Raw genomic sequence first — 7919 nt, forward strand, 5'->3', positions numbered from 1 at the left:
CACTTACCGTTCCATTCCCATTGGGCTGCGTGTAGGAGATATAACTCTGCTGCTCCAGTTTTTGCATCAGCTTATCGATCAGCTCATCCAGCTTGCCCTCGGCGTTGAGCTGGTCAATCTTCTCCTGCATCTCCGGATCGAAGAACTCACCCGATTCCAATATCCTCCGCAGCGCCTCGCGCAGTGACTCCAAGTCCTGATCCAGATCCTGGAATCGCGAGTAGGGGTCTGAGAACCCCGAGTCCAGAAAATAGTCAGACAGCGCCTTCAGCAGATCTTCGAGATCCACCTCGCCCGCCAAATCACCCGAATACTTCTGATACCGAACGCGCTTCATGGCAGCCCTTTGTCAGTGAAAAAGCGACAAGGTTACAAAGTGACAGAGTGGCGAAGCGGCACCGAAGGACTTGTCCAGCTTGCAGCCTTGCCGCTTTATGACTCCGTGACATTGTCCGTCAGTTATATCCCCGTCTCGACTTTCGCGCCTTCTCCCAATCCTCGTACTCAATCTCCATCTTGTGCGTCTCCTGCTTGCGCGCCTTTTCCTGCTTCGAAAACCCGTGCTCCTCGCTGCGACTCAGCTTTCGATGCGCCACCATCCCCTCCAGCAGAAACTCCGCGCCGCCCACCAGCACCGGCGAGCTATCCGATAACTTCAAACCGAGCGCCTTCACCTTCTCCATCAAGCCCTGAATTCCGCTCAACTCCGCCAGGGCCGCATCGGCGCTGGTCGCATCATCCAGCTTCACCGTCCCGCCCAGGTTGAACCACATCTCAATCTGCTGCGTGTCGATCTCGCCGAAATGCTTGTCATAGGCCTTCCTTACCGCCGTCGCAATCAGATCTTTCACAACGGTATCGGCGCCCTTCAGTTCGCCCTCGTATTCAAGCTCAAGCTTCCCGGTGATGCCCGGCAACGCGGCATAGATATCGCTTACCCGCGGCACAATCATCTCTTCGCGATTCACAAGCGCGCGCCGCTCCGCATTTGAAATCACCAGTTCCATGGTCGAAATCGGCAACCTCTGACTCACGCCGCTTCTCTTGTCCACCTTCTTGTCTTCGCGCGCACTGAACGCAATCTGCTCCACGATCTCCCGCATGTAACCTGGTATCTCGATCCGCGCGTCGCGTTCCGTCCAGGCCTCCTGCGCCGTGATCGCGATGCCTTCTTCCAGCGTCTCGGGATAGTGAGTGCGAATCTCCGAGCCGATGCGATCCTTGAGCGGAGTCACGATCTTTCCGCGCGCCGTATAGTCCTCAGGGTTGGCGCTGAAGACGAGCGCCACATCCAGTTCAAGCCGCACCGGATAGCCCTTGATCTGCACATCGCCTTCCTGCATGATGTTGAACAACGCCACCTGGATCTTGCCCGCCAGATCCGGCAATTCATTGATCGCGAAGATCCCGCGATTTGCCCGCGGCAGCAGCCCGTAATGCATGGTCAGTTCGCTGGCCAGGTTCTCGCCGCCGCGCGCCGCCTTGATGGGATCGATGTCGCCAATCAGATCCGCCACCGTCACATCGGGCGTGGCCAGCTTCTCCACATAGCGCTCCTCGCGCGTCATGTAGGCGATCGGAGTCGCATCGCCGCGCTCGGCCACCAGTTCGCGGCAGCGCCTGCACAGGGGATGAAACGGATTGTCGCGAATCTCGCACCCGGCCACATACGGTGTCCGCTCATCGAGCAGCGCCGTCAGGGCGCGCAGAATGCGGCTCTTCGCCTGACCGCGCAGCCCCAGCAGAATGAAGTTCTGCTTCGACAGCACCGCATTCACAATCTGCGGCACCACCGTGTCCTCATAGCCCACGATGCCCGGAAAAATCGTTGCGCCGCTCCGCAGCAGCACAATCAGATTCCCCCGCATCTCGTCCTTGATGGAGCGGTTTTGAATGCTTGCGAAGGGACTGGTGCGCAGTTCCCCCAGCGTAGAAGGAAGGCCTTCCCCCGCCGGGGAATGAAGGTGCGTTGCAGGCATGATGTGCCTCCTGGGAGCCGGAAGGGGCCGGCCATTTCTACTATCGACGTGCGACTAATGAATTGGGCTCGCGCGCGGACACACGCCTTGGAGCAGGATCAAAGTCTACGCGCATTTTGTTTCGTCCGAGGGAAGCCCGCTCTCCGGCATGCTCACTTCTCCGCCGCCCCACTGCGCGACGAAGCTAACCGGTTCAGGTAGTATGCTCGCCCTTCGCCCGAATCGCAACCGTCCCTCAGAACCCAAGCCGCACCAGCCCGGACCCCTCCGAACTATCAAGCCAGCCCGTGCAGGTTCTTCGCTGGCTTCTCATCGAACGCAAGTGTCGACGAACAGCCCTTCCAGATTCCGAGCGCTCCGCTCAATGCGTCTTCAAACGTGACGATGCCGTTTCTGAGAGCAATACCTGCGTGGTACACCTCCTGCTCGTTCTGAACCTCGCGTGTGTCCGCCGCCAGGATCATCTCAAGGTCGTTCGCGATCTCCTGCGGCGATCGCTTGTAGAGGCTCTTCAGCACCACACCACTTCCAGTACAGTCACCAGGCAAACAAAGCCAGGTTTGACTTCGCTCAAATGTCGTTCGATGATCTCGGTTGCCCGCGTAGACTGCACCGGATCATCCTGTACCAGGTATCGCAAAAGTACTTTGGTATCCAGACCGATCATTTCCTGCGCCTGAATCTCTCCGTGGTCCCGGTCTGGATAGCGGTCGCCATTTGCCCAAGCGATGCCGGCTCCGAAAGCTTGGGAACAATCCCCTTGAGCCGCGATTACAACTCTCAATGCGCCGCAGCAGCGGCAACGCCGCAGCCACCCGCATCGCAGGTGGCCGCCCCTTGCACCAGCTTCTGCATCTCCGGCAGAAACACAAACCGCAGCATCCCCGACGGCTTCTTAGCCTCTTCAATCGCCGCTTTCTGCGCATCTACCCAGCCCGCCGGCGCCGCCGTCCGCACCTGGATAAACGCCAGCGCCTCCAGCCCCATCCGGCCGAACTCACCCAACTGTCGCGCCCGGTCGGCCACATCGGACAAACGCGCCGACTCCGCCGACCTCGCCTGAATACGCGGCGCCGCCTCCTGCCAGCTTTCGAACCGCCGCCGCAATTCCATCGCGGCGGCGCGATCGCCCTTCAGCAGCGCATCCACCTGCCGCGCAATCTCCTGGCGCGCGGGCGGGTCTGGCACTACCGCATCAATCATCCGGTCCAGCGAGGTCAGCCTGTCTGTATGCTGCGCCTGGTAGCGGTCGTGGAACGTCGCCGGCTCCACCACCGACGCCATCACCTCCAGCGCCTCGGGGTGCATCGACCCGGCCAGATTCCGCCGCAGCTTCCGCGGGCCGCTGATGTGTGTCAAACCCACATCCTCCAGCTGCAGCGACGCAATCCGCAGGCGCCGGTACATATCCGCGACATCGCGATCCGCTTGCGGCGACCAGAACCGCTCTGCAATCGCCAGGCTCCGCGGCCACACACGCGAGTCCACCGTCTCCGGATGAATCTGTTCGCCCCACATGCAGATCTCGCCGCCCCAGATCAGCTTCTGCTGCTCCGCCGTCAGCTTGGTATCCGAAGGTATCGGATCGGCCAGAAACATCATCTCCGAGGTCTTCTGCGCGTCCAGATAGTACGGGGCCGACAAAATTCCAACATAGCCCTGCTGCGCCCCGGCGGCCAGGCTCGCATCCCCCCGCCAGCTCTGCACCATGATGTCTTTGGGCAGCTCCGGCGTCAGAATCTCGTCCCAACCCATCATCGTTTTGCCATGCTTCTTGAGGATGGGCAGCAGCCGCTGGTTGAAATAGGCCTGCAGCTTCTCCGGCGTGTCGAATCCCTTCTTCTTCATGAACTCCGCAATCCGCGGATTCTCAAGCCAGCCCTTCCCTTTGGTCTCGTCGCCGCCGATGTGGAAGTAGGCATCCGGAAAAATCCCTGCCATCTCCCCGATAAACTCATCCAGAAATTTGAACGTCTTCTCGTTGCTTGGGTCCAGCTCCGCCTGCGGAATCCCAAACCCGATGGGCATCGACTTGATCTCTTCGGCCCCCAGCTCGGGATACGCCACCAGCCAGCTCGATGTATGCCCCGGTATATCGAACTCCGGCACCACGCGGATGCCCCGCGCCCGCGCATACGCCACAATCTCGCGCATCTGATCCTGGGTGTAGAAGAGCCCGTCCGATGCCACCTCCGTAAATTTGGGAAACTTCTTGCTCTCTGCCCGGAAGCCCTGGTCGTCGCTCAGGTGCCAGTGAAAGACGTTCAGCTTCGCCACCGCCATGGCATCCAGCGTGCGCTCGATCACTTCCATCGTCTCGAAATGCCGGCTCACATCCAGGTGGAGTCCCCGCCACCGGAAGCGCGGCGCATCGTCAAGGGTCAGCGCCGGCAGCCGGCACCCCTCGCCGCGCATATCCGCGAGTTGCAGCAGCGTTTCCATCCCGTGCATCGCGCCCACATCGGTCGCCGCGCTCAGCTCCGCTTCGCTCGCCGTCACGGTCAGCTTGTAGCTCTCGTCTTCATCCACGCCCTGTATTGCGCCGCCCGGTCCTGCTACCTTCAGCGTCAGCACCGGTTTTGCATCCTGCGCAGCATCGTGCTGCGCCCGGCTGATCCCCCCGCACTGCCGGTCCAGCCGCGTCAGAAAGCGGTCGAAGGCCACATTCAGCCGCGCATCGTGATCTCCCACGATTGCCGCCTTGAAGCTCGATCCCAGCGCCAGCTCGCCCTGCCCCATCTGGACGGACCTGGGCAACGGCATTAAGTGCAGCTTCTCCACTCCTGTGCCCTCTGCGCCGCCGGTGCTTTCCTGCGCGCAAAGAGAAACGCCGGTCATCAAACCGGTCACCGCAACAATCCTGAATGTCCCAAGTGCACGGGTAAAAAAAATAGGAAGGCCCATCAAAATCCCCTTTGAAATCAGCAGAGTCCCCAACCGGCACAGCATAACAGCACGACCGGCAGTGCTCCCCTGCGGTCACCTCGTCCGGTGATACAGCGGGAGACCACGAACCTCAGGCAGCACCAAATGAAACGGCCACCCTTCTTTATGAAGGATGGCCGTTTCATGCCAAAACCGGTGTTTCAGAGCAAAGCAGAGAGCAAAGGTGGAACGCAGAGAGAACCAGGGTCAACTACAAAACAGCGATAAGCGAACTACCCGTGTAAGTCCCGCCAGGCTACCCGCATTGCAGGTGCCAGTTGGCCGCACCGCAGGTGCCTCCAGGATCAGTGTGTAATTGGGTCTGAAATCACAATACGTGAATTTCGCCGAAGCGAAGTGGGATGTGTCTGCCACTTTAGTGGAGTTGAAATCCCTGCTGTTTGCTCCAGAGCAAAGAAAAGCCCGGGTGTGTAACTCCCATCCCGGGCCTCGCTTCCAACTCACACAGAGACCGAATCCGGCCTTCGATCACCTGCCGGCGGCAATCTGGTCCATCGGCAGTTCCAGCGCAAACAGCGAAGCAGTTCCCTGATCGGCATGCACCCAGATCCCGTGGAAGGCGTCTTTCAGCTCCGGGTGCGTGGCCAGGAGCGCCGTCATCACACCCACCACCTGCTTACGGGCAGTGGGTGGATCGTGTAACTGTCCCGCCTGGGTTGGATCCGGCGTGTAGTGCACATCGAGGTCGAGTCCGCCGAAGGCCGTAGTCGTATCGACAGCGGTGACCTGGAACGCTCCCGATGCCGAGTTCACTGTTACCGGCTTGTCGCTGGGGAAGTCGGTGGGCTTCACCTCGTCGGTCTCCTGCTGCAGCTTCTGCAGGTTCGGGCTGGACAAGTTATCCAGGGGCTCCAGCAGATCCGCCGCCATGCGGTAATAGATCCAGGCGGCCCATTTGCCATTGGCCTGCTTGAATTTGCGTGCTGACACCCAATACCACAGCCCGTCATGCCCGGCATTGATCATGGGCTTGGCGAAGAAACCGGCCAGCATCCACTTGCCGCTGACCTGGGCGAGCACCAGCGACACCTGCTGCGGCTTCTCCACGCCCGTGGCATGCACCAGCGCCAGCGCGTACTTGGCGGGCGGCAGCCCCGCGAAGTTCAGCACCACCACAGGCGAGCCGCAGAAGAACTGAGTGCTCTGCGCTCCGGCCGCATCGCTCGACGCGTCCAGGTCATACACCGTATCCACCGTGATGGTGGCTGCCTTGATGTCCGGCGACAGGTTCTGCACGCTCTGCGCGATGCCGCCGAAGTCCGCCGCCACTGCCGGCAGGGTGTTGGCCTTCAGCCCGTTGACGTCCCCATTCTGCACCTGCACCAGCATGCCGCGGGCGGCCGATGCCAGCGCCGTGCGCTCCTGGGCCTGCATCGCCGACTGGGTGGTGCAGGAAGCGGCCTGCGCCACAGGCGTACACATCCCCAAACCGGCAACGAGGAACACAGGCAAAGCAAACCGCCCCATCTCCAACCTGAAAACGGATCTCAGCAACATCTTGAACGGCCTTTCCGCTTGATATGTAAAAAGAACGCCAGAGGGGACACACCCAGACACTGCGGCGTCACACTTGCTTGGATGCGTCCCGGGCCTTCCGCGCAGGCCCCATCGACCCCGCTCTTCCTGATCGCACCAGGGCTGCGCCCCTGCGGTTCGCTCCTGTTGAAGGAGCCCGGTCACGAGTGCCGGCGCGGTCAAAGAGTCGCGATAGTTACTATGTAGTAATATTTGATGAATTTAGCGCTGGCGACCGAGGGGATTTCTTCGCCTGTAATTCGCTTTTTATTCGGGTTTGGGGCGAAAATCAATTTGATTTGCAAATCGATTATAACTCGTTTAATATTAGGTAGTTACGAGTAAAATATCCGATCGCCCATTGCAGCGAATGGGGGTGAAACCCTATTAGTTTTCTGGTAAACAGGGTGCGAGGCTTGGCAAGCAGGTAGAGAGCGTCGGGCCGGGTTTGGGTAGGACGACGGCATGGGTTGAGTCACTGATTATGCGCCAGAGTGGGCCGGTGAAACTGTGCGCGCGGTCACAGGTGAGCGGCCGCCGGTTCGATGGACCTGGATACCTCCTGGTAAGCAAGGAAGTGGGAGACACGGCGGATGTACTATCGTTTCCGCGAAGCAGCGAGGGGGCTCTCCTCGAATGAAACCTGCCCTGGCATCCGCATTCTATGGCCTGGCCTGCGCAGCCGCGGCCCTTGCGCAGCAACGCGCCCTGTTCGCGGGTACGGGCCCGCCGAGCAGCGCATACACGTCACCGGGGATCTCAGCGGCATCACCCTCGCCGCTCCCGATCTCCCGGAACAGAAAACGCAGGCGTCGCAGCAGGCAGTGCCTGGCCAGCAGCGGCATCAGCCTTTTCGCGCCGGAAACGTTCCAGCAAAACCGGATCCGTCTCATCTCCGCATGCGGTCTCTTCGCCGCTACAGGGCCCGTCGCGCAGATCAGGGGCGCAGATCAGGGGCGCAGATCAGGGGCGCAGATCAGGGGCGCAGATCAGGGGCGCAGATCAGCGGCGTGGAGCAGCGTGCGCATGCCGCTACGTGCCAATCACGGTCGAGCCGGAGAGCGTCCAGTATTTCGCCAGTCGCAGGCATCTATAGGGTCTTGTACAGGGTCTTGTACAGGGTCTTGTACAGGGTCTTGTACAGGGTCTTGTACAGGGTCTTGTAGAGGGGTCTTGGGATGATTGTGGCAAGAGAGGGAAAAGAGAGACGAATGCGGGTTTGCCCCTCGTTCTATGATGAAAGACGAGGACATGCGCCCTGATCGGAACACATTCTTAGGCCTATTCTGCGTTGGGGTGGCCATGCTTCTGCTCAGCGGCAGCCGGACTGCAGCCGCCAGAGCCAAACCCGCGCCTGCGCCGCAGGAGACCGGCTTTCTCAACCGCAAGATGGTGGTGAAGGGCGTCACCTACCGGTTCCAGATCTATCTGCCTGAGGACTTTCGCCGCGACGACCGCAAGCAGTGGCCCATCATCCTG

At 60.5% G+C, this 7919-nt stretch carries 4 protein-coding genes and 1 pseudogene; all 5 read right to left on the minus strand.

Going from position 1 to position 7919, the window contains the following annotated elements:
* Window positions 1-337, minus strand: a pseudogene (locus VGL22_RS20220) (hypothetical protein); the annotation flags it as partial.
* Between the two features lie 118 nt (window positions 338-455).
* Window positions 456-1979 carry a magnesium chelatase gene (locus VGL22_RS20225; protein ID WP_465268771.1) on the minus strand — a complete coding sequence of 508 codons (1524 nt, stop codon included), beginning with the start codon at window positions 1977-1979 and terminating at the stop codon, window positions 456-458.
* 275 nt (window positions 1980-2254) lie between these two features.
* Window positions 2255-2497: a hypothetical protein gene (locus VGL22_RS20230; protein ID WP_465268772.1), complete on the minus strand. Its 243-nt coding sequence runs from the start codon at window positions 2495-2497 to the stop codon at window positions 2255-2257.
* A 262-nt stretch (window positions 2498-2759) separates the two neighbouring features.
* Entirely contained in the window at window positions 2760-4829 is a 2070-nt protein-coding gene (locus VGL22_RS20235; protein ID WP_465268773.1) for a beta-N-acetylhexosaminidase, read from the minus strand.
* A gap of 564 nt (window positions 4830-5393) precedes the next feature.
* Window positions 5394-6377, minus strand: coding sequence for a hypothetical protein (locus VGL22_RS20240; RefSeq protein ID WP_465268774.1), 984 nt, complete (start codon window positions 6375-6377; stop codon window positions 5394-5396).
* Window positions 6378-7919 lie beyond the last annotated feature (1542 nt).

The organism is Occallatibacter sp. (assembly GCF_036502485.1).
Taxonomy (GTDB): Bacteria; Acidobacteriota; Terriglobia; order Terriglobales; family Acidobacteriaceae; genus Telmatobacter.